This is a genomic window from Subsaximicrobium wynnwilliamsii (genome assembly GCF_007997225.1).
Classification (GTDB): domain Bacteria; phylum Bacteroidota; class Bacteroidia; order Flavobacteriales; family Flavobacteriaceae; genus Psychroserpens; species Psychroserpens wynnwilliamsii.
The window spans coordinates 101,335-127,608 of record NZ_VORM01000014.1 but is presented as its reverse complement, the minus strand read 5'-3'; the positions used below and the strand labels follow the sequence as shown (position 1 = coordinate 127,608).

The 26,274-nt window shown below is 40.1% G+C and carries 23 protein-coding genes and 1 pseudogene; 18 read left to right on the top strand and 6 right to left on the bottom strand.

The features are described 5' to 3' along the window. Positions 1–257: 257 nt before the first annotated feature. From ESY88_RS12780 to ESY88_RS12740, 10 genes and pseudogenes are all read left to right on the top strand, one after another. A complete protein-coding gene (locus ESY88_RS12780; RefSeq protein WP_147087051.1) occupies positions 258–1,301 on the top strand; it encodes a VWA domain-containing protein in 1,044 nt (347 codons plus the stop codon). A gap of 297 nt (positions 1,302–1,598) precedes the next feature. Continuing rightward, complete coding sequence (locus tag ESY88_RS12775) at positions 1,599–2,432, top strand: tetratricopeptide repeat protein (RefSeq protein WP_147087050.1); 834 nt, start codon at positions 1,599–1,601, stop codon at positions 2,430–2,432. Positions 2,433–2,492: 60 nt separating this feature from the next. After that, positions 2,493–4,268 (top strand): BatD family protein, encoded by a 1,776-nt coding sequence (locus ESY88_RS12770; protein WP_147087049.1) that lies wholly within the window; start codon positions 2,493–2,495, stop codon positions 4,266–4,268. A 2-nt stretch (positions 4,269–4,270) separates the two neighbouring features. Then, positions 4,271–5,029 (top strand): SH3 domain-containing protein, encoded by a 759-nt coding sequence (locus ESY88_RS12765; RefSeq protein ID WP_147087048.1) that lies wholly within the window; start codon positions 4,271–4,273, stop codon positions 5,027–5,029. A 49-nt stretch (positions 5,030–5,078) separates the two neighbouring features. After that, positions 5,079–5,375 carry a hypothetical protein gene (locus tag ESY88_RS12760; RefSeq protein WP_147087047.1) on the top strand — a complete coding sequence of 99 codons (297 nt, stop codon included), beginning with the start codon at positions 5,079–5,081 and terminating at the stop codon, positions 5,373–5,375. Positions 5,376–5,465: 90 nt separating this feature from the next. Then, complete coding sequence (locus ESY88_RS12755) at positions 5,466–7,058, top strand: SulP family inorganic anion transporter (RefSeq protein ID WP_147087046.1); 1,593 nt, start codon at positions 5,466–5,468, stop codon at positions 7,056–7,058. Positions 7,059–7,063: 5 nt separating this feature from the next. Then, positions 7,064–7,897 (top strand): universal stress protein, encoded by an 834-nt coding sequence (locus ESY88_RS12750; protein ID WP_147087045.1) that lies wholly within the window; start codon positions 7,064–7,066, stop codon positions 7,895–7,897. Between the two features lie 33 nt (positions 7,898–7,930). After that, a complete protein-coding gene (locus tag ESY88_RS12745; protein ID WP_147087044.1) occupies positions 7,931–8,560 on the top strand; it encodes a carbonic anhydrase family protein in 630 nt (209 codons plus the stop codon). A gap of 265 nt (positions 8,561–8,825) precedes the next feature. Continuing rightward, positions 8,826–8,999 (top strand): annotated as a pseudogene (locus ESY88_RS21895) (DUF2490 domain-containing protein); the annotation flags it as partial. A 133-nt stretch (positions 9,000–9,132) separates the two neighbouring features. Beyond that, a complete protein-coding gene (locus tag ESY88_RS12740; protein WP_147087043.1) occupies positions 9,133–10,995 on the top strand; it encodes a SulP family inorganic anion transporter in 1,863 nt (620 codons plus the stop codon). A gap of 171 nt (positions 10,996–11,166) precedes the next feature. Here the strand turns inward: ESY88_RS12740 and ESY88_RS12730 are convergent, their stop codons facing one another. After that, positions 11,167–11,700 carry a CvpA family protein gene (locus ESY88_RS12730; RefSeq protein ID WP_147087042.1) on the bottom strand — a complete coding sequence of 178 codons (534 nt, stop codon included), beginning with the start codon at positions 11,698–11,700 and terminating at the stop codon, positions 11,167–11,169. A gap of 151 nt (positions 11,701–11,851) precedes the next feature. On the opposite strand from ESY88_RS12730, the gene ESY88_RS12725 reads away from it, so the two are divergent. The 3 genes from ESY88_RS12725 to ESY88_RS12715 all read left to right on the top strand — a co-directional run bounded on the left by ESY88_RS12725 (position 11,852) and on the right by ESY88_RS12715 (position 14,448). Further along, positions 11,852–12,208, top strand: coding sequence for a hypothetical protein (locus ESY88_RS12725; protein WP_147087041.1), 357 nt, complete (start codon positions 11,852–11,854; stop codon positions 12,206–12,208). A 153-nt stretch (positions 12,209–12,361) separates the two neighbouring features. Then, on the top strand, positions 12,362–13,381 hold the full coding sequence (gene pheS, locus ESY88_RS12720; protein ID WP_147087040.1) for a phenylalanine--tRNA ligase subunit alpha: 1,020 nt from the start codon (positions 12,362–12,364) through the stop codon (positions 13,379–13,381). Between the two features lie 155 nt (positions 13,382–13,536). Continuing rightward, the gene (locus tag ESY88_RS12715) at positions 13,537–14,448 is read left to right on the top strand and encodes an ABC transporter ATP-binding protein (RefSeq protein WP_147087039.1); all 912 of its coding nucleotides are present in this window, start codon (positions 13,537–13,539) and stop codon (positions 14,446–14,448) included. Here the strand turns inward: ESY88_RS12715 and ESY88_RS12710 are convergent. From ESY88_RS12710 to ESY88_RS12695, 4 genes are all read right to left on the bottom strand, one after another. Then, on the bottom strand, positions 14,438–15,013 hold the full coding sequence (locus ESY88_RS12710) for a 4'-phosphopantetheinyl transferase family protein (RefSeq protein WP_147087038.1): 576 nt from the start codon (positions 15,011–15,013) through the stop codon (positions 14,438–14,440). The two genes, ESY88_RS12715 and ESY88_RS12710, sit on opposite strands and share 11 nt — an antisense overlap. Further along, positions 15,010–15,264, bottom strand: a complete 255-nt coding sequence (locus ESY88_RS12705) for an acyl carrier protein (RefSeq protein ID WP_147087037.1) — start codon at positions 15,262–15,264, stop codon at positions 15,010–15,012. Before ESY88_RS12705 ends, ESY88_RS12710 begins: the two co-directional genes overlap by 4 nt. 45 nt (positions 15,265–15,309) lie before the next feature. Then, entirely contained in the window at positions 15,310–16,587 is a 1,278-nt protein-coding gene (locus tag ESY88_RS12700) for a beta-ketoacyl-[acyl-carrier-protein] synthase family protein (RefSeq protein ID WP_147087036.1), read from the bottom strand. 427 nt (positions 16,588–17,014) lie between these two features. After that, positions 17,015–17,461 carry a 3-hydroxyacyl-ACP dehydratase FabZ family protein gene (locus tag ESY88_RS12695; protein ID WP_147087058.1) on the bottom strand — a complete coding sequence of 149 codons (447 nt, stop codon included), beginning with the start codon at positions 17,459–17,461 and terminating at the stop codon, positions 17,015–17,017. 263 nt (positions 17,462–17,724) lie between these two features. On the opposite strand from ESY88_RS12695, the gene ESY88_RS12690 reads away from it, so the two are divergent. The 4 genes from ESY88_RS12690 to ESY88_RS12675 all read left to right on the top strand — a co-directional run bounded on the left by ESY88_RS12690 (position 17,725) and on the right by ESY88_RS12675 (position 24,091). Beyond that, complete coding sequence (locus ESY88_RS12690) at positions 17,725–18,576, top strand: EcsC family protein (protein WP_223270817.1); 852 nt, start codon at positions 17,725–17,727, stop codon at positions 18,574–18,576. 719 nt (positions 18,577–19,295) lie between these two features. After that, a complete protein-coding gene (locus ESY88_RS12685) occupies positions 19,296–20,036 on the top strand; it encodes an SH3 domain-containing protein (RefSeq protein WP_147087035.1) in 741 nt (246 codons plus the stop codon). Positions 20,037–20,240: 204 nt separating this feature from the next. Beyond that, positions 20,241–23,330, top strand: coding sequence for a ligand-binding sensor domain-containing protein (locus tag ESY88_RS12680; RefSeq protein ID WP_147087034.1), 3,090 nt, complete (start codon positions 20,241–20,243; stop codon positions 23,328–23,330). Positions 23,331–23,341: 11 nt separating this feature from the next. Next, on the top strand, positions 23,342–24,091 hold the full coding sequence (locus ESY88_RS12675; RefSeq protein WP_147087033.1) for a LytR/AlgR family response regulator transcription factor: 750 nt from the start codon (positions 23,342–23,344) through the stop codon (positions 24,089–24,091). A 471-nt stretch (positions 24,092–24,562) separates the two neighbouring features. Here the strand turns inward: ESY88_RS12675 and ESY88_RS12665 are convergent, their stop codons facing one another. Continuing rightward, positions 24,563–25,153: a riboflavin synthase gene (locus tag ESY88_RS12665; RefSeq protein ID WP_147087032.1), complete on the bottom strand. Its 591-nt coding sequence runs from the start codon at positions 25,151–25,153 to the stop codon at positions 24,563–24,565. Between the two features lie 60 nt (positions 25,154–25,213). Here ESY88_RS12665 and pdxA point away from each other — a divergent pair, with 60 nt between their 5' ends. Then, the gene (gene pdxA / locus ESY88_RS12660; RefSeq protein ID WP_147087031.1) at positions 25,214–26,260 is read left to right on the top strand and encodes a 4-hydroxythreonine-4-phosphate dehydrogenase PdxA; all 1,047 of its coding nucleotides are present in this window, start codon (positions 25,214–25,216) and stop codon (positions 26,258–26,260) included. Positions 26,261–26,274: the final 14 nt, after the last annotated feature.

Below are 26,274 nucleotides of genomic sequence, written 5' to 3'. Positions count from 1 at the left end.
GGTTAGAGGTTAGAGGTTAGAGGTTAGAGGTTAGAGGTTAGAGGTTAGAGGTTAGAGGTTAGAGGTTAGAGGTTAGAGGTTAGAGGTTAGAGGTTAGAGGTTAGAGGTTAGAGGTTAGAGGTTAGAGGAAAATAAAATTTTATAAGCTAAGATCCAAATTCAAAGTAAAAATAAAAATATCAATAAATAGATAGAATATCAAAGATTGAAGAATGCAGACGGAGTACTGCAGACTGAAAACTGAAGACTAAAAAAATATGTTTCAATTTCAATTAGAGGAAAAAATATGGTTTTGGACGCTGCTCATCATTCCGCTGCTGTTGCTGCTGTTTGGCATGCTTCAGTTTTGGAAATACCGAGCACAGAAACGCTTTGCCAATAAAGCCTTACTGAAGCGTTTGAGTCCGAATCAATCGGTGTTTAAATCCGTTTTAAAAGTCATTGTGTTGAGTTTAGCTTTCGGCTGCTTAACCTTGGCTTTGGTCAACCCAAAAGTAGGCACTAAATTGGAAACCGTTAAACGTGAAGGTGTGGATATTGTGTTTGCGGTAGATGTTTCAAAAAGCATGCTGGCCGAAGATATTGCACCCAACCGCTTAGAAAAATCCAAACAACTGGTCACACAAATCATCAATAGCTTGACCAGTGACAGGGTTGGGATTATTGCTTATGCTGGCACCGCTTTTCCGCAGTTGCCCATAACAACAGATTACGGCTCTGCAAAAATGTTCCTTCAGAATATGAATACCGACATGCTCTCTTCGCAAGGAACTGCGATCAACCAAGCCATAAATCTCTCGAAGACCTATTTTGACGATGACCAAAAGACCAATAGGGTGCTCATCATCATTTCCGATGGTGAAGACCATACAGACGAGGCCACCAATGCCGCTGAGGCAGCCGAAAAAGAAGGCATCAGTATTTATACCATTGGTGTTGGCCAAGCCAAGGGTGGCCGCATCCCATTAAAGCAAAATGGCAAGATCATTGGCTATAAAAAAGACAATAAGGGCGAGACCGTCATCACTAGGCTGGATGAAGAGAACCTCAAACGCATCGCTGCAGAAGCTAATGGCGTTTATCTCAATGGCAATGACACATCTGAAGTGATTGACAACATCAAGGACATTCTCAATCAAATGGATAAAACCGAATTTGAAGCCAAGCAATTTGCCGATTTCGAATCGCAGTTCCAATGGTTTTTGGGCTTAGGACTTTTCTTTCTGTTTCTAGATATTTTCTTTTTAGAACGTAAGACCGCTTGGTTGAAACGACTCAATCTTTTTAATGAGGACTTCTGAAAATAGGACCAGGAACCAAGACGTAGGATGTAGGATGTAGGATGTAGGACTTAAGACGAAAAGTATTGAAGCCAAACGATATTACCCAATCTTATGGTAAAGAAATTGAATCCCCATCATTAAATCACAATCAAGTCTTGGTTCTTGACTCTAGCAGTCCCAAATTTTTGGGACGGTTTGATGTCTATTTAGGGGAAAGCGAAAAATTATTTTATAAAATCTTTAACTATAACAAGTCCAGATGTTTTATAAATTGGTAGTCCCTTTGTAAACAAGCAATAAATACGCTTAAAACCTATGAAATTCACACTATCGCTTTTATGTTTTTCTCTTACTTTCTTACTTTTTGCCCAAGATAAAGACGAACTAAAACAAGAACAACTCTCGCTTAAAAAGGCCAATGGCTTTGTTTACCACGCCAATGAATTGGTAGATGCCGATAATTATGTTTCTGCGGAAAAGGAATACCGAAAGGCCATTTCAGAGCAGCCCACAAACGTTGCTGGCACTTACAATTTGGGCAATTCCTACTATGAAAAAGGCAATTATGACGAAGCGTTATTTCGTTTGGCACAAGCTGCAAAAAACGGAAAAACCAAAACCGAAAAACACAAAGCCTTCCATAACATCGGGAATATTTTAATGAAAAATAAAAAGTGCAAAGAAGCGGTTGAAGCCTATAAAGATGCCTTGCGCAATGACCCAAGCGATGACGAAACCCGTTACAATTATGCCTTAGCCAAAGTATGTGCCGATAAGCAAGAAGATCAAAAAAAGGATAAGGACGACGACAAAAAGGACGAAAGCAAAGACGATAAAAAAGATAAAGAGGACAAGAAAGACGATAAGGGCGACGATAAGGGCGACGATAAAAAAGAAGATCAAAAAGAGGGCGACGACAAAAAAGAAGAGAACGGAAAACCTAAAGACGATAAAAAGGACGAAGGCAAAAACGATAAAAAAGACGAAAAAGAGAACCAAGGCCAACCCAAACAACAACCCGGTCAACTATCGCCACAACAAATAAAGAACATATTGGAGGCCATGAATAACCAAGAGCAAAAAGTTCAGGAAAAAATGAATGCTGAAAAACAAAAAGGCACACCTGTCAAATCTGAAAAAGACTGGTAGGCTCAAGCTGGACGCACGAACTTGGACGTTTGAAGTGCCCACTGCGATTAAAAATAAAAAATGAATAGCTTAAAACACATCCCTTTAATATTGGTCATGCTTATCACAAGTATGGCTTTTGCCCAAACTAAATTTGAGACCAAAGTGAGCAAGACCAAATTGGGTCAAAACGAGCGCTTACGAGTCGATTTTGAGATGAATAAAGATGGCGATAATTTCAATCCGCCAGACTTTGCCGATTTTACAGTAGTAGGTGGTCCTAATACATCGGTAAGTAATTCTTGGATGAACGGCATTCGCTCCTATGCGAAAACTTACAGTTATTTTTTAGCACCCACAAGACAAGGCACGCTCAAAATTGGTAAAGCTACCATAGAAATTGAGGGTGAAACCTTTAGTACCGATGCCGTTAGCGTTTTAGTTACCGCTCCAGTACAACGGCCCAATGACCCAAATAACTCTGTGGCGAAAGCAGAGGAAAATTTACACTTGGTGGCTGAGGTTTCTAAAATGAATCCGTACTTAAATGAAGCCATTACCGTCGTCTATAAACTTTACGTGTCACAAAATATTGGTGTAACCGATTGGCGCGAGACCAGTAGCCCAAAATATAACGATTTTTGGAGCCAGAAAATTGAAATGCAAAACCTGCAAGCTCAAAATGGCACTTTTAAAGGCGAAGCTTACCGTTATGTCGTTTTAAGAAAGACCGTACTTTATCCGCAAAAAACAGGTAAACTGGAAATCGAACCTTTAACTTTAGACCTTACGGTGCAAGTACCTACTAATCGTCGTGATTTTTTCGGCGGAAGACACATGGCTGAAGTCGTTAGAACCATTTCCGCAGGAAGCAGAACCATTAACGTCAAACCATTGCCAGAGGAAGGCAAACCAGCAGATTTCACTGGGGCGGTTGGCGATTTCAAATTCAATGTGATTACCTCTAAATCCAAGCTGAATGCTTCCGAATCCTTGGAAGCCAAGGTGGAAGTCACAGGCAACGGTAACCTGAAATTGTTTCAGCTGCCCAAATTGAAATTACCAAGTTCCTTGGAGGTTTATGAACCAGAACATAATGAGAATGTGCGTACCGATTTGGGTGGGATGCAAGGTTCCATTTCCGACAATTACACGGTGGTGCCCCAGTACAAGGGCAAATATCCCATCCCGAGTATTTCCTTTTCTTATTTCGATTTAAACACTGAAACCTATAAGCGCGTGTCTTCTGGCGAGATTGTGATTGATGTGATTGAAGGCCCAATCAATTCAACTGCCGGTGATAATAATAGGATTGCTTCTGAAGGCAACAAACAAAAAGTGGTACTCAGCAACGACCAATTCGCCTATATCAAGACCGATGCGAAACTAAAACCCATCAATCAGCCCGATTTTTTCAATTCAAGCGTTTTCTGGAGCAGCATGTTGCTTCCGCTATTGGCCATCCCACTGGCTTTGGTTTATCGCAAGAAAAAAGAGGAGCGTGATGCAGATGTCTTCGGAAATAAAATTAGAAAAGCCGATAGGTTGGCCAAACGTTATTTGAGTGAGGCCAAAAAATCACTAGGTCAAAAAGAAGCCTTCTACATTGCCCTGGAGCGTGCCTTACATAACTATTTAAAAGGTAAAATCCATATTGAGACCAGTGATTTTAGCAAAGAAAAAATTGAGGAAATTTTATTGAAGGAACAAGTGGATCAAGCTACAGTTGCCGAATTCATTAGCATTTTACAGCATTGTGAACTGGCGCGTTACACCCCAATTACCAATGTGGAAATGCAACAGGATTATGAAAAGGCAGCACGAACCATTTCTGTAATCGATAAAGACATAAAATAAGTATGAAACAGTTCTTAATCGCCATGGTACTTTTATTGAGCGCGCTCAGCTTTTCGCAAAATGATACGCTTTTTGAGCAGGCCAACCAATTATACAGTGATGCCAACTATACCGAGGCTCTGCAAAAATACAAGGCTATTATGGACTCTGGTGAGCAGTCTGCCGCACTGTATTTTAACATGGCGAATGCACATTACAAGCTCAACCATATTGCCCCAAGCATTTATTATTATGAAAAGGCATCGCTTCTCAATCCCAATGATAAGGACATAAAAAACAACATGGCCTTTGCCAAAAACATGACTTTGGATGCTATTGATACTGTGCCAGAAGTAGGCTTAGCCAAGTTGATGAATTCATGGACCAAAACTTTTTATTATGAGGTTTGGGCAAAGATTTCAGTGGCTTTTGCAATTTTATTTGTGATTCTATTTATCAGTTACTTCTTTGTTAGCTCCACAGGTAAAAAGCGTTTTGCATTTGTTTCAAGCATTTTGTGTTTGTTATTGGTTTTTGCCTCCTTCGGCTTGGCTTATCACGGTCATGATTTAGTTGCCAACAACCAACCGGCCATTGTTTTTGCCAAAGAAGCCCAAATTAAAAGTGAACCCAATCTACGAAGTACTGAAGCCTTTAAACTTCATGAAGGCACAAAAGTACAAGTTTTGGACAGCGTTGATAACTGGAAAAAAATCAAATTGGCCGACGGCAAAACAGGCTGGGTCATGAATGAGGATATCAAACTAGTAAAGACGTTTTAAATATTCTTTAACAACATATTAAAATATAGAGGTTACCTTTGCGGCTGTTATGGCTAAAACATCTATTTCTATTTTTTTTTCTATCATCTTCTTGTCGTTTATTCTTGCGCCATTAGTTCTTATGGCCATAGACGATACGGCAGATATTTCCTGTTTTTACACCATTAGCGAAGAAGAGAATAAAAATGGCCAAAAGATTAAGCAGGCTAAATTACTCGTTTCAGTGACTCCAATAGAAGTAGAGTTGCTTTACCTTCAAAAAAGTTCAAACAAAACAGTATATCATTTTAAGAACTACCCCAAACCACACCTTAATTTATTTTCTCCCCCTCCTGAATTCATTTAACAATTTTCAAGGCCATTGGACAGACTTAGTCCACCAAAATTATTATTAAAAAGCCATTGATTAATTTCAATGGCACAAATGAATTTATTTATGTTTAAAACTCTCAAGAGCGACTTTCCAGCGAGTGTAGTTGTTTTTTTTGTCGCACTACCTTTATGTTTGGGTATCGCGTTGGCTAGTGGAGCGCCACTTTTTTCAGGATTAATAGCAGGAATTATTGGCGGTATTGTAGTTGGAGCTTTGAGTGGCTCTAAAGTAGGAGTAAGTGGTCCCGCAGCAGGACTCGCAGCAATTGTACTTACCGCCATTGGCACTTTAGGGGGTTATGAAAACTTTCTCGTCGCCGTTGTATTAGGAGGTGTGATCCAGTTGGTTTTCGGTATTTTAAAAGCAGGGATCATTGGCTACTATTTCCCATCTTCTGTCATCAAAGGGATGCTTACAGGAATTGGAATTATCATTATTTTAAAACAAATCCCTAACTTTTTTGGGTATGATGAAAAATCTGCATGGGATTTGGGATTTTTTGAGAATGATGGTGGAAACACCTTTTCAGAGATCTTGGCTATTGTCAATAATATAACCCCTGGTGCGGCATTGATTGGTATTGTTAGTTTGCTACTATTGATTCTTTGGGACAAAGTATTAACTAAAAAGTCAAAGGTGTTTCAAATAATACAAGGGCCCTTTGTGGTGGTTGTTCTTGGAATCTTGTTTTATACAATCACTCAAAATAGCGAAACACTCTTTCTTGGAGAGAAACACATGGTAAACGTGCCTATCCCCGACGATATTCAATCTTTTATGGGGCAATTTAGTTTTCCTAATTTTGCAGTCATTACCAATATGGAGGTGTGGATTGTTGCCTTTACCATTGCTTTGGTCGCAAGTTTGGAAACACTATTATGTGTTGAAGCTACTGATAAAATAGATCCAGAAAAAAATGTAACTCCTACAAATAGAGAACTGTTGGCACAAGGAACAGGAAACATTCTTTCAGGATTAATCGGTGGATTGCCAATTACGCAGGTAATTGTTAGAAGTTCTGCCAATATTCAATCTGGTGGTAAAAGCAAATTATCACCAATTTTACACGGTTTTCTATTATTAATAGCGGTCGTTCTTATACCTCGTTTACTTAATATGATTCCACTTTCTGTATTGGCAGCAATCTTATTGGTAGTTGGTTACAAATTAGCAAAACCTGCGTTGTTTAAAAAAATGTACAAATTAGGATGGAAACAATCGGTGCCATTTGCAGTTACAGTTGGTGGAATTGTATTTACCGACCTATTGATAGGAATTGGTTTAGGTCTTGGTGTAGGCATTGTGGTCATTTTAATTAAGAGCTACCAAAACTCTCACTTTTTACATGTTGAGGATAAGAGCAATGGCAAGCATAAAATAAAAATGACCCTTGCAGAAGAAGTCACATTTTTCAACAAAGGGGCTATTTTAAAAGAACTGGATAGTTTACCAAGAGATTCCTATTTAGAGTTTGACGTTACCAAAACACGCTATCTGGACCATGACATTATCGAAATATTGGAAGATTTTGCGTTCAAAGCCAAAGAAAGAAACATAGACATAAAGTTGATTTCAAAGCGAGGAGTCATTGAAAATCCAGAAAGCTTTACCGAATTCTTTAAATTAAGGCCCAAGTCAAAAATCAGTTTAAGTTAGAAATCATGAAAAACAAAGCATATAAAATACTTGTTCTTTCAGACTTAAAAGATGCCGCGGGCATTACTCTAAAAAGCACTGTATGCCTGGCTAAAATGATTGGTGCAGATATTGAACTCTTACACGTTAAAAAACCAACAGATGTTGTAAAAAGCGAAAATCAATTGTCGGCTATGCGGGCCATCAATGAAAACTACATGGCTACCGAAAAACACATACAGAAGATGATCGCCCCAATTGTGAAAGAATATGGTGTTGACATCAATTTCAAATTTTCTTTTGGAAATGTGCCAGCAGAAATTGAAAAGCACATCCAGGAGAGTCAGCCTGATATTATCGTTTTAGGAAAACGAAAACCAAGAATGATTAAGTTCATTGGTGATGGTATCACGCAATTTGTACTTAACAATTATAATGGCATTATCATGCTAGCCGATGATACCAATGCCTTAGCACCAGATACGGAATTATCATTAGGCGTACTCAATAATGAAGCGCAAAATTTAAATATAGACTTTGCTGAGGATTTGGTAAGCCATTGTCTAAAACCATTCAAATGCTTTCAAATCATTCAAAATTCAAACGCATTAGATGAAAAGACAGCTGTAAGTGATCAAGACCTAGTAACGTATGTCTTTCAACAAGGTGACAATGCGATAGACAGCCTATCCAAGTACCTCTCGCTAAATAAGGTCAACCTATTATTTGTAGATCGAACAGTTAACGCAACACGTTCCAATTCAAATTTGATAGACCCAGATATTCAGAGCATCATGGATAGCCTTAATGTTTCCTTACTTTTAAGTCGTGAAACTTCACGTCATGAAAACACCCTTTAACACCTTAAAAAATAATTTTAGAATAATATACATATGAAAGCACATACCAAAGAAACACAAGCCACAATGACCCCTCAAAAGTCATTGAACTATTTAAAAGAAGGTAACCAACGCTTTCAAAACAATTTAAAGGCTAACAGAAACCTGTTGGAACAGGTAAATGACACTAGTGATGGCCAATTTCCGTTTGCAACTGTTTTGAGTTGCATAGACTCAAGAGTTTCAGCAGAATTAGTTTTTGACCAAGGCTTAGGTGATATTTTTAGCGTTAGAATTGCTGGAAACTTCGTCAATGAAGATATTCTGGGAAGCATGGAATTTGCAAGCAAACTCGCAGGAACAAAATTAATTGTGGTTTTGGGCCATACCAGTTGCGGTGCCATTAAAGGTGCCTGTGACGATGCTAAACTGGGCAATCTAACCAACATGCTAGCAAAGATCACACCGGCAGTTAATGCGGTTAATGAGCCAACTGATAAGAGTTTGCGCAACTCTAAAAATATTGAATTTGTTGACAACGTTTCTAAAAAAAATGTCATCCTTACTTTGGATAAGATTAGAGCGCAAAGTCCTATTCTGAAAGAAATGGAGGATAATAATGAAATTAATATCGTTGGCGGAATGTATGACATCAATACTGGCGAAGTCACTTTTTATGAATAACTCAACAGTTGATGTGTAAAATCATTGAAAAAAATAACCTGATAGCGCTAACACTTATGTTGGCGCTTTCAGTTTATTGTCATGCCCAAAAGCGTAATTTTAGAAATTGCTAATCTATTTTGAAACTAGCAATTATTACTAAGTACAGGTTTTAGCGAGACGAATGTCAAGGCAGAGGTAAATGAACATAGCACCTACCAGCAATTTATAAGCAAGCAACCATTTTAAAAGTAGTACTTTACAGCATCACTAAAGGTTTGAGCAAGGTTTTGTAGAAGGCGATTTTAAACTAATATTGCGCTATTTTTTAGGATTAAATATGCCCTTAAGTAAAAAAGAAACGAATAAATATTACCTTTCTGCACCTAACGAAGTGTCCTTAAATACTGAAACTTCAATTTTCGATAGAAACAGGCTTTACGGCGGTTCAAGTGGCTAAATCAAAAAAAAGGTAAGCGTCAGAGTTGGCTATATAAACCCGTTTTTTAAAACCAGTAGTCTAGACCAAATTGCTATAATGACGTTCGTTAGTTTATGAACGTCAAACTTAATTCACATAAAGGGCTAAGCCTATGAAAAATTTATTTTCTAATGTCAAGGGAGATGCTTTTGGCGGTATTACCTCAGGTATCGTTGCATTACCCTTGGCGCTAGCCTTTGGCGTATCATCTGGTTTAGGCCCAACTGCTGGCCTTTATGGTGCTATATTTATAAGTTTTTTCGCTGCGCTTTTTGGTGGTACCAGTACTCAAATATCAGGGCCAACAGCGCCAATGACGGCAGTAAGTATGGTAGTTATTGCGAGCATTATTGCGGTTAACGATGGTGATGTGAATAAGGCGCTACCTGTAATTCTAACCGTTTTCCTATTGGCAGGCCTAATGCAAATCTCGCTGGGCGCCTTGGGGCTTGGTAAATACATTAGGTACATTCCCTATCCCGTGGTTTCAGGGTTTATGACCGCTATTGGGGTAATTATTTTAGTGACTCAAATACTTCCAGCCATTGGCTATTACCCAAAAGAGGATATGGATTACGTGAATCAATATAAACCTCAAGCTGAAGAAACCATTCTAAAAAACATACTAAGCGAGGAAGCAGGTGAAGGCATCCTAGCTTTGGAAGATTTCAAGGAAACCATTGGTCGTGCTGAGTCCATTTCTGAAGCCGACATCCTCAAAGAGTCCAAAACCTTAGCTAGTAATGACGCTTCAGGAGTTCTCGGAACCCTGAAAGTACTGCCAAAAGCCATCACACAAATCAGTTGGCTGGAATTAGTGCTCGCATTGGGCACCATTTTTATCATTTACGGCTTCAAAAGAATAACCACCGCCGTGCCTAGTACTCTTGTTTCGCTGGTGGTCATGTCTGGCATTGCGTTTGGCTTCAAATTAAATTATAGACCAATCGAAGAAATCCCAACCGGTTTCCCAATACCCAATTTAGAAATTTTTACTGGATTTCAACTTTCAAGCATCACGCCTTACATTTTTACTGCATTGACCCTTGCACTTTTAGGAGCCATAGATTCGCTATTGACAAGTGTTGTAGCAGATAATATGACCAAGACCAAACACGAACCCAACAAAGAATTGGTGGGCCAAGGGATTGGAAACAGCATTGGCGCTATTTTTGGCGGACTCCCAGGTGCTGGCGCCACAATCCGGACTGTGGTCAACATCAAATCTGGGGGAAAGACCAAATTGTCTGGGATGATTACGGGTGTGGTTTTATTGGTGATTTTATTGGCCTTAGGGCCAATTGCATCACAAATTCCAGCAGCAGTATTGGCCGGTATTTTGATTACGGTGGGTATAGGTGTGATGGATTATAAGGGCTTGAAAGCAATTCCCAGCCTTCCAAAGGATATTAAAATAGGCCCTGTTAAATTGAGTTCAGAGGTATTGGCCATGCTCGTAGTATTGATTTTATCAACCTTTTGGAATTTAGTTTATGCTGTAGGCATCGGTTTGGTAATCGCCTCCTTGATGTTCATGAAAAAAATTGGCGATTTGACCGGGAAACGTTCAGATGTTAAATCGCTCAAGGAAGAAGTTTGGAAAGATGAGATGGACTTTCCAGAGAAACTAAAGGAAGAAGTGTTTATCAAACATGTGAAAGGCCCATTATTCTTCGGCTCGACCAGCGATTTTCAAAGCCTCATGGGTCAAATCCCAAAAACAGCCTCTACGGTAGTTATAAGATTGAACCTCATGCAGTATATTGACCAGTCTGGTTTATATGCTCTGGAAGATGCGCTTGTAGATTTGAGAAAAGACAATATAAATGTGCTTCTAGTTGATTTACTAAATCAACCACGATATATGATGGAACGCTTTGGTATGATTCCAGACCTCATCCCCGAAAAACATCTGTTTAAGAATTTTGACACCTGTATGAGATGGATCAAGGATAACGTCAAGGACAAATACTAAAACCAATTCATGAAATTAGAGAACGTACTTAAAAGCACACGGGCGGGTTTTTGATATCCATACTGGTGAATTTGAAAATTGATTTTGAAAGGTATTTGAAGGATGTTATGGAAATCTATCATTTGGATTGACACCCTATTCAAAAAAATTGTTTTTAAGGATGGGTATTATTTATACTTCAGTATTTGGCTCCTCTTCGTCAATCTCCTCCAACTGCTCCTTGCCCTTCTTTAGAAGCTCAGGAAAAATCATGGGTGCCAAGGATTTTACAGGTTCGTAGAGTATGGAATCCTTCAGATCTTCTTTCTTTGTTAAGGGAATTGTGGCATTCATCGTATCAAAAACAATGAGCAGCACACTTAAAATCAGTCCGATTTTTAGCAGCCCAAAAACACCACCCAACAATTTATTCAAAATACCCAAAGCTGCAAAATCGGCTAACTTGGTTAAAGCTTTCCCAGCCATGGCAATGATTAGCACAATGACAATAAACGTGATTGCAAATGCGACAATGTTGATGTATTTTTCATCCCAATCGACCTTACTGTCTAGAAATTCTGCAGCAAAATCACTAAAATGGATGGCGCCATAAACGCCCGCAATCAATGCCACCAATGAAGCGACCTCCACAAAAAAACCTTTCATAAAGCCTCTTATGAGACCAAAAAGCAAGAGCACCACTAAAACAATGTCAATAATCGCCATAAGTTTGAAAAACAAGTTTCAACAAACCTACGTAATTTTTGCGATTTTTAATTGGGCAACACTCAAATAGCGACTACTTTTGAAATCTAATTTGAAGTTGAACTTGAACTTTGAATTCGGAACCCTGAACCCCTAAACCTAAAACCGCAACATGGCAAGAGACGAACAATTAAAGGAACGCTGGGAACTGGTAGTCCATAAACTATCTGCCAAATTTGCCGATGGTGACCCCTTGGATCTGGATGCGATTATCTATTTGATAGGCGTTCAGGAATTGGGACAATTGGATCGCAAGTTCAAAAAAGACCATAAATTGGATTTGATGCACATCGCCATTTGCAAGCTGCTCATGCCCTACGGCTATTATGAATTTGATTATGTTGACGAAGAAGGTTGGCCACATTATATAGTCAAGGAAGAACTGCCTCCCCTAAAAGCTGGTGAGCAAAGCATTTTGATGAAAGATGCCATCGTCAACTACTTTTTGGAAACAGATTTTATTGAGTGATTTTATTTGGGATCACGCCTGCAAATCGGCAGACAGCATTCGGCAGTCGCTTTAAAGTTGCTTTTTCAGTAACTTTAAGAGCATAACAAATGCCTACGTTGCTGACGCAAATCTAGATAAAAACCCTAAATTTGCCATTCATTTTTTAAGACCATGATAGACAAGATCAAAGCACTTATCGCAGAAGCTGAAGCCTTTCAAGCCCAATCTACAGCTGAAGTGGAAGCCTTCCGCATTAAATATTTAGGCAAAAAGGGATTGCTCAACGATTATTTTGCCGAGTTCAAAAATGTCCCCAATGACCAGAAGAAAGCGTTTGGTCAAATCATCAATAAGCTAAAAAGCACTGCGGAAGAAAAAGTCAACGCTCTTAAAGAAGAATTGGAGACCAAAGAAGAAACCAAAGGCGTTTATGGCGATTTATCCCGTCCTGGCGAGCCCATTGAGATTGGTGCACGCCATCCCATTTCAATTGTGAAGAACCAAATCATCGATATTTTCTCCCGCATTGGTTTCAATGTGAGCGAAGGTCCAGAAATCGAAGATGATTGGCACAACTTCACCGCATTGAACCTGCCCGAATACCATCCCGCACGTGACATGCAGGATACCTTTTTTATCCAAACCAACCCAGATGTGCTCTTGCGCACGCACACCAGCTCGGTACAGGTGCGCTACATGGAAAGCCACAAGCCACCAATCCGTACTATTTCTCCGGGTCGCGTGTTTCGTAATGAGGCCATTTCGGCACGATCACACTGCTTTTTCCACCAAGTGGAAGGCCTTTACATTGATAAAGATGTGAGTTTTGCCGATTTAAAACAAACGCTACAATATTTCACTACAGAAATGTTCGGGAAAAGCAAGATTCGTTTGCGACCGTCCTACTTTCCGTTTACTGAACCTAGTGCAGAGGTCGATGTATATTGGGGCTTGGAAACCGAGACCGATTATAAAATGACCAAAGGCACAGGCTGGTTGGAAATCATGGGTTGTGGGATGGTAGATCCCAATGTACTCGAAAACTGCGGTATCGATTCTAAGGAATATTCTGGTTTTGCATTTGGAATGGGGATTGACCGTATTGCGTTGCTCTTGCACCAAATTAGCGACATTCGTTTGTTGAGCGAAAATGACGTTCGCTTTTTGGAGCAGTTTAGAAGTGCGCTATAAACTTACTTATTAGAAATATTACTACCATTGCAATCCTGTTAGGTGTCATTGCGAAGCACGAGGCAATAGCCTTGTAGGTATATTTCAAAAGCCGCAAAGACCTACAAGGTTTTGAAAACCTTGCAGGACGCAATAACCTGCAAAAAATCTCAAAAATGCTCAAAGTCCATCAACTTTCTTTCAGTTACAATACTACTTCCGTTTTAGAACAACTCAACTTCGAGGTGCGTCAAGGCGAGCATGTCTCTGTGATTGGCGAAAGCGGATCTGGCAAAAGCACGCTGCTCAAGCTGCTTCATGGTGAATACGACTTAGACCAAGGCGAAATTTTCTGGAAAGACGAACAAATCCTTGGCCCAAAATACAATCTGGTGGTGGGATACGAGTTCATGAAATATGTAGCCCAAGAATTTGACTTGATGCCCTTCACCTCAGTAGCTGAAAACGTGGGAAAATTTCTGTCCAACTTTTATCCGGAAGAGAAAAAGGAACGCATTGCCGAATTATTGGAAGTGGTAGAATTGACAGACTTCGCAAATACCAAGGTCAAAACCCTTAGTGGCGGCCAAAAACAGCGGGTCGCCTTAGCGCGCGCCATTGCGAAACAACCCGAAATCATTCTGCTGGACGAGCCTTTTTCGCATATCGATAATTTCCAGAAACAAAGCTTGCGACGAAAAGTCTTTAAATATCTCAAGGACAAGAACATTACCTGCATCGTTGCCACGCACGATCGAGACGATGTACTTGGGTTTTCAGACCGCATGTTGGTGCTCAACAACACCAAAATCGCAGCCAATGCTGCGCCAAAAGCCTTGTACAAAAATCCAGAAACAGCTTTAGTGGCAGCCTTTTTTAGGGAATTCAATAGTATTGATCAAAACATAGTCTATGCCCATCAATTGCAAGTGGTAGAAAATTCTGACCTCAAGGCTAAAGTCATACACTCCTATTTCAAAGGTGCCTATTATTTAATTGAAGCTGAAACCGAGCAACAGCAGTTATTTTTTGAACATCCAGAACCCATCCCAACAGGGACTGATGTTTCTCTAGTGATCAAGATATAACAAAAGCGCCATACGCCCCATGATGCGAAAAGGACAGCCTTTTCGATAATTTTCTGTTTTCAGAATACAGACTGGGAATGCCCAAATCATCTGTTCTGACCTGTAAATTGGTGCTTCGGAAAGAATTGTCTTTTGAAAGCGTTTCTATTAAAACGGAACGCACTGCTTCACTTTGAAAGCCATGATCGGTTTTACTAAGCGGAAAACAAGCGTTCAAATTTTGCTCATGTGCTTCCGTCGAAGCGATGCTGTGAATAAAATCTTCCGTTAGTTTGGAAGTTGTGCGATACCTGCGCTTTGAGATTTCGACAATCCCTTCCGTAGAAGACATCATTTGGCAACGCAATTTTTTGGGATTGAAAAATTTGTGCCCTGTTTCCTGCACATAGGCCTTGTAGGCAGCTTCCTTTAGGCTCCAAAGCAGCCATACCGTTTGATCTTTGTTGTTAGAATTTGAGATGGATTCCTGCTCTTGCGCAGTAAAGATTCGGTCTAAAAATCGCGGGCGACGCCAGTTGGAATCTTTGGCTGCTTGAGCCAAATCCACAACATCATTGCCAATCATTCTTCAGCCAACTTTTCGTTAACGATAGCCATAGCCGCCTTTACATTGGTCATTTTTTCCATATCGTCATTTTCAATCCTGATGTCAAATTCATCCTCAACATCCAAGATTACATCCACCAGGTTGGCAGAATTGATTTTGAGGTCACTTATAAAGTCGGTGTCTTCAGACAGCTTTTCAAGAGCCTCCTCATCTTGCACATACGGTTTTACAATAGCTTTCAATTTGGAAATAAGTTCGTCTTTGGTCATAGCAACTCCCTCGATTTGGGGACATATTTAGGTTAAATGCTGAGATTATTCAGAATAGGATTTAAAGATAACACAACCGTTGACATCACCAAAACCAAAACTGGCTTTTGCAACGATTTCAAGTTTGGTCTTGAGCAGTTCCCTAACAATTTTTTCTTCGGAAATCAGCTCTAAAATCTCAGGATGGATGTCTTCACAATTGATATTGGGAAACACAAACTGTTCTTTCAACTGAAGCACCGCGGCAACGCACTCAATGCTTCCGGCAGCGGGTAGACAATGCCCCACCATAGATTTCAAACAGTTGATGTACGGGAAATCATTTCCACTACGCCCAAGTGCTTGCGTCCAATTGGCGATCTCAAGACTGTCTTTGGAGGTGGCCGTTAGATGGCCGTTGATGGCGTCGATGTCTTGAGCGGCAATTTTGGCATTTTTGAGCGCATCTGTAATGCATCGTTGTACTGCCTCAGCATTTGGTGCAGTCATGGTACCACCGTTGCGTTGGCCACCAGAATTGACGTTTCCGCCCAAAACCTCAGCGTAAATGCTGGCATTGCGCTCCAAAGCACTCTCTAGGGATTCCAACACAAAAGCACCCGCACCAGAGCCAGGCACAAAACCACTGGCCGTCGCGCTCATGGGTCTGGATCCTGCTTCTGGAGAATCGTTGTGTTTGTAAGTCATGACGCGCATGGCATCAAAACCGCCCCAAATATAAGGGCCGTCGTCACTGCAGCTTCCCACCAACATGCGTTTGGCCTGCCCGTTTTTGATGCGCTCGTAGCCCATGAGAATGGCTTCAGTACCCGTTGTGCAGGCAGAAGAATTGGTGGTCACTTGATTGCCAAGACCTAAAATACCTCCCAAGAAAGCACTAATGCCACTGGCCATGGTTTGCACCACAACCGTGCTGCCCATGCGCTTGACTTGACCTTTGTCCACTTTGAGTATGGCCTCCCTAAACTTCTCGATCCCCGAAGTGCCTGCCCCAAAGATCAATCCCGTATCGGTATCCAAATCACTGTTGGCATCAACCTCAAAACCAGCATCTTTCCAGGCGTCTATCCCTGCCATACACCCGTATAAAATCCCTGCAGAATTAAAGCCACGCAATTGCAAAGGACTAAGGTATTCCAGTTTTTTTTCTTCTGAAATCTGCGGAATCCCACCAATACAGCAGGAAAAATTCAAATCCTTCAGTTTTTGATGAAAGGTAATGCCCGAAGTACCCGTTTTAATGGCCTCAGAAAAAGCATCCAATCCCACACCATTGGGCGCCACAACACCTAAACCGGTAATGACGACTCTATTTTTATTCATTGTTTGTTCTTTTTTAATTTTGTGATTCCAAATTAGAATCAAAACCGTCTCGATAACATCGGGACTGCAAGAGCCAAAAGAAAAGACAGCTTCCGTTACTGGTTGAAAACTTAGATTTTTTTAGCTGTTTGCTAGACAATTATCCATTATAATCAGAGCCTTTCAGAAACCATAATTATGCGAACTAAAGTTGAATCGAAGCCCCATTTTGATAAATAATTATAACCCAGTCTTGATTCTTTGTACTTGACTCTTGATTCTATTCTCAAACAGCTTTCATCATCCCAGAAATTCTGCGCAATAGACTAGCCCTCTTTATCATTAGCCTTATTGGTCTCCAAATAAATCTCATCTGCCCAATAAGAAATACTTCTTTTCATCAAATAGTTATTATCAAGTCTTAATTCTCTGTTCTTGATTCTATAGTCTATTTTCCACCGGCGCTCATCATTCCCGAAAGCTTGCCGCGACACACCAACTCGTTTTTTTCGTTATACATCTTAACCAAACATTTCAGCTTTTGAAACCGAAATACTTCTTTTTCTGAAACCACCCTTACCTTCTCTCCCGGCAAAACCGGTAGAAAGAAATCCATTTGACTTGAGGTTAATGCGATTTGTGGTGAATTCGATCCTGAAAGACTTTCCTTCAGCAAAAAAATACCCAAACATACCAACCCTATTTGCGCCATGCATTCCGTTAAAATCACACCTGGTGTTACTGGATTATCTTTAAAATGACCCTCATAAAAATAGGAATCACTCTCAAACGTGTAGTAACCTTCAACACCTTCCGAAGTTATGGAAGTTAGCCCATCTACAAATAAAAAAGGATCCTGATAAGGCAAAAGATTTAAAATAGCATGGCTGTTCATAACAATTGAGGTCTTGGGATAGGCTGTTTGGGATTGGTCTATCTCAAATTGAAACATTCCAGTTTTAGCAACAAAATAAGCATTTTTTAGACTTTTCCCATTACAACCGAACGTTTTTTGGCAACATTGAAAACTGAGAAATTGCTGACTCTAAAATATTAGCTTTTTTCTAAGCGCCTTGTCTTTATAAATTTATTATTTTTAACGACAGCCAGAAGCTTAACTTGCTTTGATTCACAAAAGAAAACAAAATTCATAAAACATTGACACTCCAAATCCAACGTATCAATCCCGAAGATCTAGAGGCTTTAGAAAAGGCCAAACATACCATGCACAATTTAGGTTGGGCGATTAAAGGTGTCAATAGCTTGGGCAATGTTGTGGAATCGAAAATAAAATACATTCCCGAGAAAGCATTGAATAAGTTGCAAACTGCCACACAAAATGTGTTAATGAAAATCATCAAGGCCAATTTGCTTACCATACAAAAAGACAAAGCTTTTAAAAAACCCTCCAATGCCACTTATAGGGCAGTGGTAACAGGAAGTGGTGCGCTAAGCGGATTTTTCGGTTCAACTACGGGTATTGGCACTGCTATTTTTGTGTCTGAACTAGGTGTAACCACTAAATTCCTGATGCGAACCATTATGGATATTGCCCGTAGTGAAGGCGAAGATATTTATTCCTTGGAAGGACAGTTGGCCTGCCTCCAAGTATTTGCATTGGGTGGCGAGTCAAAAGACGATGATGGTGTCGAAACGAGTTATTACAGCACACGCATTACTTTAGATGCTGGTTTAAAGACCATTTCGGCATCGGGTATTAAGATGGGTTTGGAAACCGTAGTGAAATCGGTTGGCGTCATGGGCTCAAGCACCTTGAGCAACATTGTCGCCAAAATCGCCTCGCGATTGAGCTTATTCATGAGCGAAAAATTCTTGGCCCAGGCCATTCCCGTTTTGGGAGCAGTAAGCGGTGGTTCACTAAATTTTATCTTCGTAAATCATTTCCAAAAAATGGCTAGTGCCCACTTTACGGTAAGACGTTTAGAACGCAAATATGGAGTGCCCTTGGTGCAGGAAGTTTTTGAGAAGAAAATAGAAATTGAGGATTGACGATTGACGATTGACGATTGACGATTGACGATTTTTAATTAAAAAAAACATTAATGCCCAACAGAGACTTAAAACCCTGCTGCTGTTAACAAAATCATTGTTTATAAAAGTTTAATCGGACAACAATGAAAAAAAAACGTATATCCGCAAACAGTACTAAAAGTTAATTTTAATATCCCACGGCAGAATATGTGTTTGCCCCTCCCGATAGCTATCGGGACTAAAGGGTGGTCATATTCTCAAATTTTAGACTAATTCTAAAATTTTTGCTTCAGCCGCAACTGATGGCGGAAACAAAAATTTTTGCGTTTTTAAGTTTAGAATATCCATTAGGTCGCAAAGCGGCTATGCATATAAAAATAATCATTTTTCAAACCCTCTACTAAATCCTCTCTTTAAATCCCCAAAAGGACTTTTTCTTCTCGTTCTGATTTAAAGGCGACCTAACACTTTAAACTTTGAACTCGAAACTCAAAGTGGAGACTTTTGCCATTTGTAGCATCCATTATCTTCTACGTCTTTGAATGTTTTTTCTGAAAGCAATACCGAGAAATCAACCCTAGCGAGTCCCAACACCATAGCTTTTTTTAAGTGCTATGATCATTATAGTCACGAATTCTAAAGCATCCCCTACGAATACTAAAGCCGTCCAAATTTTAGGGAGTGTCCATTCTATCTTTGAGTCAGATAATAATACAAACCTTAAAAATTTTAATATTATGAAGACTTTAAAGAACAGTACCGCAACAGTTGAAACCTTGATCACACCAACAAAAATCCTAAAAAGCTGTCTGGCAATCGCCATCCTTTTAATGGCATCATTCAGTTTTGCCCAAGAGGAAGTTGAGTTTGATGTGTACTCCAATTCCGCAGAAAAAGCTTCCCAATATCTCATGGGAGATGATGTGGCTTTGCGAGATTGTGCTTCTGCACACTGCGAGCAATTAACCACCATCACGATTGGCACCAATGTGCGACTTCTGGCCAAAAGTGAAACCGCCCAAACCATCAATGGCGTCAAAAGCAGATGGTACAAAATCAAAATGGGGCCGCAAATTGGTTGGATCTGGGGCGGACTCATCTCGCAAAAAACCTTGGTAAGCCACGTAAATCCCGAAGTGAAATTCGTTTTTGGCGAAGCAGGTCTTGATTATAAAGGCTACAAGCGTTTCCAGATGCGAGCCGTGAAGAATGGCGTAGAAATTGACAAGATTTTTATCAAATCTGATAGCCTACATTTCTCCAAAGTTAGGTTGTTGGATAGTGACACCGTTGGCAACAAGGATGTGATAAGCCTCGGAGATTCAACCAATGAGGATACCGCCATTAACGCCACTGCAAAATACATTCTCTTTAAAAATGACAAATTCGAGCAAGCTTCTAGCTTCTTAACTGCTACGCAAGCCGAATATGAAAACGCAAACTATGCCTATGCTTGTGGTTTTGAAGCCCAAAATTAATTGTTGATTTGTTTTTTGTTTGGAGCGCTGTGTTTCTTTTGGAGCACAGCGCTTTTTTCAATAGCTCTGTTCCAAAACATTATTCCGTATTTTTTTTACGAAAGATAAAACCGAAAATACTCTTCAACTCGTTCAAATCAAATCTTGATCCTTTGCTCTTTGCTCTATTTTAATAAACTGAATACTTCCAAAAAAATCAATCTCGTGAACTATTTCAAATCTGCGCCCAAAATTGTAAGTTGCATGCTAATCGCCTTGTCTAATTTGAAACAGCTCTTAGCATATCCAATTTTTATTTTTTTCTTCGGAATAAGTGTTGCGCTCCAAGGCCAAAACGAGCAGTTACGCGCTTTCACTTTAGAAGATGGTTTGCCGCAATCACAAGTATTTGACATGGTGCAAGACGCTAAGGGTTATCTCTGGTTAGGCACCCAAGGTGGTGGCTTGGCACGATTTGATGGCAGCGAATTTAAAGTCTTCAACACAAGCAATGGCTTGAACAGCAATTATATTCATGCGCTCAAGGCCATGAATGACACCTTGTATGTGGGTACAAAACGCGGACTTTCAGTTCTTCTCAAGACTAATTTTGTGTCTTCCCCAATGCCACAGATAAACAGTTTCAAAAGCTTCGGCAACAAAGTCTATGCCTTGACAGCGCGCGGGCTTTATGAGATTTCGGCAAATTTAAAACCCATAAAAATCAAGTTGACGGCAGCTTTGGATCAAGCCCATCTCAACGATTTGGTCTTCGACGGAAAGCAGTATTGGCTAGCATCAAAATCTGGCTTGTTTAAACTCTCAAATCTTTCAGAAAAAACCAGAACTATCAAAAAAATGGAGTCTAATAACTTTGTCGCGCTCGTGTTTTATGAGGACAACATTTTTGCGGCGACCTTTAACGATGGCACGTTTATATTCAATCCAAACCATTTTGAAGACGCGCTTCTAATGCGTGAACCTTTACGCATCAACACCATGAGCATTCAAAACAGTAACGCGCTTTGGGTAACGACAGATTCTGATGGAATTTCCATTATTGATACGGAAACCTTCCGCACAACATCAACCATCAGCACGACTAATGGATTATCGGTGCCTCATGTACGTATGGTATTGAAAGACCAGCAATCTAACTTATGGATTGCAACGTCTGGCGGTGGTTTTTACAAGTATTTTCAGAATAATTTCAAGCATTATGACACTTCAACCGGGTTGAAGGGCAATCGCATTTATGCAGTGCATAGTACCAATGATGGGCTGTGGCTCTCCAATTCTGAACAAGGCCTCAGTAAAATTGACCCTTTGGGAGTTCATACCATTTTGCCTCCAGAAAATTTTTCCGAAGTGAAAATAAAAACCTTAGCAAGTGACCACAACGGAAACATTTGGTCTGGAAGTGACGGTCGCGGGCTGTGGTTTCGAGAGACCAAAACAAGAGACACCATTTTGCGAGACAATAGTATCATAGATGAATTGAAGCAAGTGACTATTCCGCTAAAAACCGTAACAGATTATGTTTTAAATACCGAAACTGGCTTTCCATACGATTGGATTAGAAGCTTGCAAATTGAAAAAGACACCATTTGGGCAGCCACTTACTCAAGTGGAATAGTAAAGTTTAGTTTTGATTCTAAAACCGAAAATTTTAAAATATATAAAGTTTTTGCTTCCGCAGAAGGCATTGCCGATTTATACATCATGCAGATTGTGCCTCATAAAGACCAGATTTGGTATGCCACACAAAATGGACATTTGGGCTTTATTAAAAACGGAAAAGTGACCCATTTAGGATTGGTTTTAGACCAGGATGTCGCCATCAATTCCATGTTATTTCAAAACAACACCCTCTATTTGGGCACCGCTGGTAAAGGCATTTGGTGGGCAGAACTTGGCGATCAACTCAATTTTAAAAAGTTGAAAGGCGCCAAACCCCTAAGCTCAGACAATTGCTTTCAACTTATTTTTGATGACCAAGGTTATCTCTGGGCAGGTGCAGAGCGTGGTGTGGATAAAATAGAACTCAATCCAGAACATGAAATTACCGAAGTCTATCATTTTAGCAGAGACGACGGGTTTTTAGGCATGGAGACTTGCCTAAACGCAGTAGATAAAGATGCTCGAGGTCATCTTTGGTTTGGTGCAATCTATGGTTTGACCGAGTTTCAGCCGAATGAACAAACCAGCATTTCCCAAAAGCCCAAAGTGTTTTTTGACGATGTAAAAGTGGCCTATCAATCGGTAGACAGCATTAATTTACAGGATTGGACCAATTCTGCCAAAGTATTGAAACTCCAGCCAGACCAGACCCAAGTGAGCTTTAGTTACAAAAGCATCGATTTAAACCATCCCAACGATATTGAGTATCGCAGCAAACTCAACGAGACCGAGTGGAGCCCTTGGAGCAAGGAGAACACCCAGAATTTTTCGGGATTGGCCTATGGCAGCTATGAGTTTACCGTGGTTTCCAGAAATTCACGCTGGGAGGAAAGTACACCCAAACGCTTTTCATTTTATATTGACAGCCCTTGGTATCAAAAAACAATAGTTCAATGGGCTGGGGCGGCATTGATACTCAATATACTTGGCATCCTCATCTGGTCCTATATTAGACGCTTAAAGCGGAAAAATAAAGCGGCCCAAGAACGCCTGAAATTAGAAAACCACCTTTTGGGATTGGAGCAGAAGGCTTTGCGCTTGCAAATGAATCCGCATTTTATGTTTAATGTGCTCAATGGCATCAAGGCAATGGCCAAGACCAAACCCGATAAAATGAATGCCACCATACAAAGTTTTGCCACCTTGCTGCGCGAAACGCTTATCAACTCACGTAAAGAGCTTATTAGTCTTGAAGAGGAAATGAGCAGCTTGCAACATTATATAGAGGTCGAGCAATTGATGGCGCAAAAGCCCTTTGCATTTGAAATGCATTTGGACAGCGATTATGAGGCTGAGGCGATTCAAATTCCACCCATGTTGATCCAGCCTTTTGTTGAAAATGCAATCCGGCACGGGATTTCAAAAGTGGAAGCACTAGGCCAATTGAAACTGAATTTTAAGACTACGGAAGACCTGCTATACGTAACCATTAGCGATAACGGCATTGGCATTTACGAAGCCCAAAAACAGAAGCAAAAAACCGACCATCAATCCATGGCCTTGAAAGTGACCGAAGAGCGCTTGGCTTCCATCTCTGGGAAAAACGCACTCCAAATTACAGAATTAAAAAATAACGACGGAAGTATCAAAGGCACGCAAATCGTACTTAAGATTCCGTTAGAAACCGATTATTGAAACCCAACATCATGCTTACAGCCATTATAGTAGAAGACTTGACAGATGCCCTTCAGCTTTTAAAAAGTGATTTAGAAAGCCAACACCCCGATATTAAAATCATTGCCACCGCACAATCTGTGGTCGCGGCGGCAAAAGCACTTCGGAAGCAAGAGCCAGATATTCTATTTTTAGATATCATGTTAGGTGATGGCACTGGATTTGACGTGTTGGAGATTTTTCCGAAGCTCTCTTCAAAAATCATATTTGTGACCGCTAGTGATGAATTTGCCATTAAAGCTTTCAAATTTGCCGCCATCGATTATGTGCTCAAGCCTTATTCTGACCAGGAACTTTCTGAAGCCCTAGCCCGTGCGAAAGCCCAACTGCAACCGTCACAAGAACGTTTGAATATTTTAAAGGACAGTTTGGTGTCGCCCCATAAACCGCCCGAACGGATTTCCCTGCATACTCTAGATAAGATCATCGTCGTTAATTTGGATGAAATTGTACGCTGTGAAGCCGATAGCAATAACACTAAATTTTATCTACAAGATGGGCAAATGATATTCGTGACCAAAACTCTAAAGTACTTCGCCGACTTGTTAAAGCCTTATGGTTTTTTGAGAGTGCACCAAAGTCATTTGATCAACATCAAATGCATTAGTGCGTTTATAAAAACCGACGGTGGCTATTTAATGCTGAAAAATGGGCAGCATGTACCGGTTTCAGTAAGAAAAAAAGCCGATGTCATTGAAATTTTGGACCGCATGCACCGTTAAGCGTCTTAAACTTGCTGAAATCAAAAACCGTTTCAACTTTTCGTCGTAAGTATTGCGCGAATCAACGAAATAACGATTAACCAAGGCTAAAAAAATCAATATTATATTTGTTTTGTTGAAAATAGCATATATTTGAATCCGAATAAAAAGAGCTCCCAGGGACGACAGAAACAGCATTTTATCGTATTTTTATGCGTTTTATGGATGTTTTTTCATGAATTAGTTTTGTCGATTGCGTTTTTTTTATACATTTACACCACAATGAGAATACAAAACAAGAACATAATTGCCTCAATCTTATTTGTATTAATAAGTTTTGTATGCATTGGACAGGGTGGTACGACCGGACCACCTCCACCTGCTGGTCCACCGGGACCTCCAGGTCTGCCAATTGATGGAGCGACTACTATCGCCGTCATTGCAGGTTTGTTCTACGGTATCAAAAAAACCCTAAAACATTACAAAGATTAGCTAGGCTTGTGCTTTGTATAATCTTTGAATGTATTTCCCGAGCACGTCAAATTCCAGATTTATTTTTGATCCCTTTTTTAGATGCTTAAAATTGGTATGCTCATACGTATAGGGAATGATGGCCACACTAAAACGATCCTTTTCTGAATTGACCACGGTTAAACTGACCCCATTCACAGTGGCAGACCCTTTCTCAATGGTCACATTGCCTATGGAGGCATCGTAGGTAAAGGTGTATAGCCAGCTTCCATTTTCTTCGCTTACAGCCTCACAAAGCCCAATTTGATCCACATGGCCTTGCACGATATGCCCATCCAAACGATCGCCCAATTTCATGGCGCGTTCTAAATTGACCTTATCGCCAACTTCAAGATTGGATAGGTTCGTTTTTTTCAAAGTTTCATTAATGGCTGTAACCGTGTAAAGATCATCGCTAATATCAACCACCGTTAAACACACGCCATTGTGCGCCACGCTTTGATCTATCTTCAAATGAGAAGTGATCTTACTCTCTAGAGTGATCTGTAGATTTCCCTGCTGCTGCTGCAACTTCCTTATGGTTCCCAAATCTTCAATAATGCCTGTAAACATAGTGTCGAATAATTAGTTAAATTTGCAAGTGTAAAATTACACACAACAGATCATATAGGCATGGAAAAAGACAAAAATATAAGAGTTGGCATATCAATAGGAGATCTCAATGGCATTGGTTCAGAAATCATTTTGAAGACTTTTGAAGACAGTCGCATGTTGGAGTTTTGCACCCCTGTGATTTTCGCTTCCATAAAAACCATGTCTTTCTTCAAAAAACATTTTAACAGCAGTATCAATTTTCATGGGATCAATCACCTCAACCAAATTGTGGACGGAAAAATCAACGTGCTCAATGTTTGGAAAGAAAATGTAAGCATCAATTTTGGCGAAGAAGATGTTGAAATTGGAGCCTATTCAGTAAAATCACTTGAGACAGCCACTGCAGCGCTTATAAGTGAAGACATCGATGTTCTGGTCACTGCTCCAATCCATAAGCACAATATACAGTCTGAATCGTTCAAATTTCCTGGTCACACCAATTATCTCGCTGAAAAATTGGGTGGAAAGAGTTTGATGTTCATGGTCACAGAAACACTAAAAGTAGGTTTACTTACCGACCATGTTCCCTTGAAGGATGCTTCCGCCCAGATAACCGCAGCCCTTATTTCAGAAAAAATAGATACCGTCTATACATCCTTAATAGAGGATTTTGCAATAGAACGACCAAAAATCGCCATTTTGGGTATCAACCCGCACGCCGGCGACAATGGCGTGATTGGCACCGAAGATGATAGCATTCTCAAACCTGAGCTCGAAAAATTACGAAACAAAGGAAAGTTGGTTTATGGTCCTTATGCAGCCGATAGCTTTTTCGGATCAAAAAACTACAAAAATTTTGATGCCATCATTGCAGCTTATCACGATCAAGGACTCATTCCTTTCAAAACCATCTCTTTTGGTCATGGCGTCAATTTCACTGCGGGCTTAAATAAGATACGCACCTCGCCCGATCACGGCACTGCTTTTGAAATTGCAGGCAAAGGTGAGGCAGACCATGGCTCATTTAAAGCAGCGGTTTTTATGGCAATGGATATTTTTAAAACGAGAACCAACTATAAAATCTACAGTAAAAATCCGCTCAAAAAACGACAAAAGAAGATATAAACAAAAAATGTTGA

Excerpts from the sequence above, each read along its gene's own strand:
- ESY88_RS12760 (WP_147087047.1), top strand. The coding sequence starts at position 5,079 with ATGGCTAAAACATCTATTTCTATTTTTTTTTCTATCATCTTCTTGTCG.
- ESY88_RS12770 (WP_147087049.1), top strand. The coding sequence starts at position 2,493 with ATGAATAGCTTAAAACACATCCCTTTAATATTGGTCATGCTTATCACA.
- ESY88_RS12730 (WP_147087042.1), bottom strand. The coding sequence starts at position 11,700 with ATGGCGATTATTGACATTGTTTTAGTGGTGCTCTTGCTTTTTGGTCTC.
- ESY88_RS12675 (WP_147087033.1), top strand. The coding sequence starts at position 23,342 with ATGCTTACAGCCATTATAGTAGAAGACTTGACAGATGCCCTTCAGCTT.
- ESY88_RS12755 (WP_147087046.1), top strand. The coding sequence starts at position 5,466 with ATGTTTAAAACTCTCAAGAGCGACTTTCCAGCGAGTGTAGTTGTTTTT.
- ESY88_RS12710 (WP_147087038.1), bottom strand. The coding sequence starts at position 15,013 with ATGATTGGCAATGATGTTGTGGATTTGGCTCAAGCAGCCAAAGATTCC.
- ESY88_RS12775 (WP_147087050.1), top strand. The coding sequence starts at position 1,599 with ATGAAATTCACACTATCGCTTTTATGTTTTTCTCTTACTTTCTTACTT.
- ESY88_RS12750 (WP_147087045.1), top strand. The coding sequence starts at position 7,064 with ATGAAAAACAAAGCATATAAAATACTTGTTCTTTCAGACTTAAAAGAT.
- pdxA (WP_147087031.1), top strand. The coding sequence starts at position 25,214 with ATGGAAAAAGACAAAAATATAAGAGTTGGCATATCAATAGGAGATCTC.
- ESY88_RS12695 (WP_147087058.1), bottom strand. The coding sequence starts at position 17,461 with ATGAACAGCCATGCTATTTTAAATCTTTTGCCTTATCAGGATCCTTTT.
- ESY88_RS12685 (WP_147087035.1), top strand. The coding sequence starts at position 19,296 with ATGAAGACTTTAAAGAACAGTACCGCAACAGTTGAAACCTTGATCACA.
- ESY88_RS12765 (WP_147087048.1), top strand. The coding sequence starts at position 4,271 with ATGAAACAGTTCTTAATCGCCATGGTACTTTTATTGAGCGCGCTCAGC.
- ESY88_RS12740 (WP_147087043.1), top strand. The coding sequence starts at position 9,133 with ATGAAAAATTTATTTTCTAATGTCAAGGGAGATGCTTTTGGCGGTATT.
- ESY88_RS12705 (WP_147087037.1), bottom strand. The coding sequence starts at position 15,264 with ATGACCAAAGACGAACTTATTTCCAAATTGAAAGCTATTGTAAAACCG.
- ESY88_RS12715 (WP_147087039.1), top strand. The coding sequence starts at position 13,537 with ATGCTCAAAGTCCATCAACTTTCTTTCAGTTACAATACTACTTCCGTT.
- ESY88_RS12725 (WP_147087041.1), top strand. The coding sequence starts at position 11,852 with ATGGCAAGAGACGAACAATTAAAGGAACGCTGGGAACTGGTAGTCCAT.
- ESY88_RS12665 (WP_147087032.1), bottom strand. The coding sequence starts at position 25,153 with ATGTTTACAGGCATTATTGAAGATTTGGGAACCATAAGGAAGTTGCAG.
- ESY88_RS12700 (WP_147087036.1), bottom strand. The coding sequence starts at position 16,587 with ATGAATAAAAATAGAGTCGTCATTACCGGTTTAGGTGTTGTGGCGCCC.
- ESY88_RS12780 (WP_147087051.1), top strand. The coding sequence starts at position 258 with ATGTTTCAATTTCAATTAGAGGAAAAAATATGGTTTTGGACGCTGCTC.
- pheS (WP_147087040.1), top strand. The coding sequence starts at position 12,362 with ATGATAGACAAGATCAAAGCACTTATCGCAGAAGCTGAAGCCTTTCAA.
- ESY88_RS12745 (WP_147087044.1), top strand. The coding sequence starts at position 7,931 with ATGAAAGCACATACCAAAGAAACACAAGCCACAATGACCCCTCAAAAG.